At 42.2% G+C, this 1,758-nt stretch carries 3 protein-coding genes; all 3 read left to right on the plus strand.

The window, feature by feature from the left end:
* Window positions 1–411: endoribonuclease YicC domain-containing protein (locus tag PLH26_RS10395; RefSeq protein ID WP_324585949.1), on the plus strand; the 411-nt coding region annotated here is incomplete at its 5' end.
* A 16-nt stretch (window positions 412–427) separates the two neighbouring features.
* Window positions 428–919 (plus strand): gliding motility lipoprotein GldH, encoded by a 492-nt coding sequence (locus PLH26_RS10400; RefSeq protein ID WP_324585950.1) that lies wholly within the window; start codon window positions 428–430, stop codon window positions 917–919.
* On the plus strand, window positions 919–1,758 hold an 840-nt coding region (locus tag PLH26_RS10405; RefSeq protein ID WP_324585951.1), incomplete at its 3' end, for a sensor histidine kinase. The genes PLH26_RS10400 and PLH26_RS10405, both read left to right, overlap by 1 nt.

Consider the following 1,758-nt stretch of genomic DNA (forward strand, 5'->3'; position numbering starts at 1 on the left):
GACCTCATGCAACGCATTAACAATATACGCGGGCAGCAAAAAAAAGTGATTGAATTAGAGCCCTTACGCCAGCAAAAGATACGGGAAGGGCTGGAAAAGCTATTGGAAGAAAATGTAGGAAAGGATAATTTTGACAGCAACCGGCTGGAGCAGGAAATGATATATTATATTGAAAAGATTGACATCAGCGAAGAACAGGTGAGGTTACAGAATCATTGCAACTATTTTCAATCGCTGCTAAATGAAAATGGCGAAGCCAAAGGGAAAAAGCTGTCTTTTATTTTACAGGAAATAGGAAGAGAAATAAATACCACAGGCGCCAAGGCATACGATGCCAGCATTCAAAAATGCGTGGTGCTTATGAAAGATGAGCTGGAAAAGGCCAAAGAGCAGGTTTTAAATGTTTTGTAAGTAAAAAATGATGTGCTTGAAAAACAGGTTTGGTTCAGCAGTTCTGTCTGCTATAATAATTTCAGGTTTGGTTTTGTGTGGTACAGCATGCAAAACCATTGATGTTTTCGAAAAGAACGTGGGCATCCCCGGGCAAGAGTGGAACCGTTCCTTTCAACCCGCTATTGTATTTAACATCAACGATACTACCGCATTGTACAATATATATGTAACCCTGCGCCATACGCATGCCTACAATTATAACAACATCTGGCTGAACGTTAATTACCGGCTTCCGGGCGATACATTAAAACAACAAAGGGTTGACATACTGCTTGCCGATAACACCAAAGGATGGCTGGGTACAGGTATGGATGATATTTATGAAGTGAGGAGACTGATCACACCGCAACCCTACCGGTTTAAAAACTCCGGCGAATGTACTTTCACTCTTGAGCAGATCATGCGCGAAAACCCGCTGAAGCATGTTATGAATGCAGGAATCCGCGTTGAAAAAGTGAACCGGTAATGGCAAGCCTGTACAAAAGAAAAAAGCTTACGGTCATCACCATTGTATACTGGTTCCTGCTCACCTATATTGTTACTGCCCTTATATTCTGGTTTCTGTCGCTTGTAAGGCAAAGTACACAAATGTCGGAATACAAACTGTTGCAGTTAAAGAAAGATGCACCCGACTACAGTGCCAGGGTAAATGAAATTGAGGATGAAGAAAGAAGGAAAATAGCACAATACATTGGCGAGGGTTCTACTTTTTTATTGCTGATACTGGTGGGAGCGGTTTTTGTGTACCAGGCCACACGAAGGCAGATATTGCTTACCACGCAACAGCAAAATTTCATGATGGCCATCACGCATGAATTGAAAACGCCCATAGCCGTAACCAAGCTCAACATTGAAACGCTGCTCAAAAGAAAATTAGAAGAAACACAGCAGCAAAAGCTCTTAAACAATGCCTTGCAGGAGTCGAACCGGCTCAACGATCTGTGCGATAATATTTTGCTCGCCTCCCAGATAGATTCGGGCAATTACCTTCCGGATAAAGAAATGATAAGCCTGGGTAAGCTGGTAGAGGAAAGCACCGCTTATTTTAAAGCCCTGTTCCCTTACCAGCGCATTGAAGAATCCATAGAAGAGGATGTATATGTAAAAGGTGATCGTTTGTTGCTCCAGCTGGCCGTAAACAATTTAATTGAAAACGCCATCAAGTATTCAGAAAAACAAAAGCCGGTAACCGTTGTGCTTCAAAAAAGCGGTGCAGCGGTGCAATTACAGATAAAAGACCAGGGAAAAGGCATCGCCCAAAAGGAAAAGAAAAAAATATTCGAGAAATTTTACCGGGCAGGCGAT

The organism is Agriterribacter sp. (assembly GCF_035444585.1).
Classification (GTDB): Bacteria; Bacteroidota; Bacteroidia; order Chitinophagales; family Chitinophagaceae; genus Agriterribacter.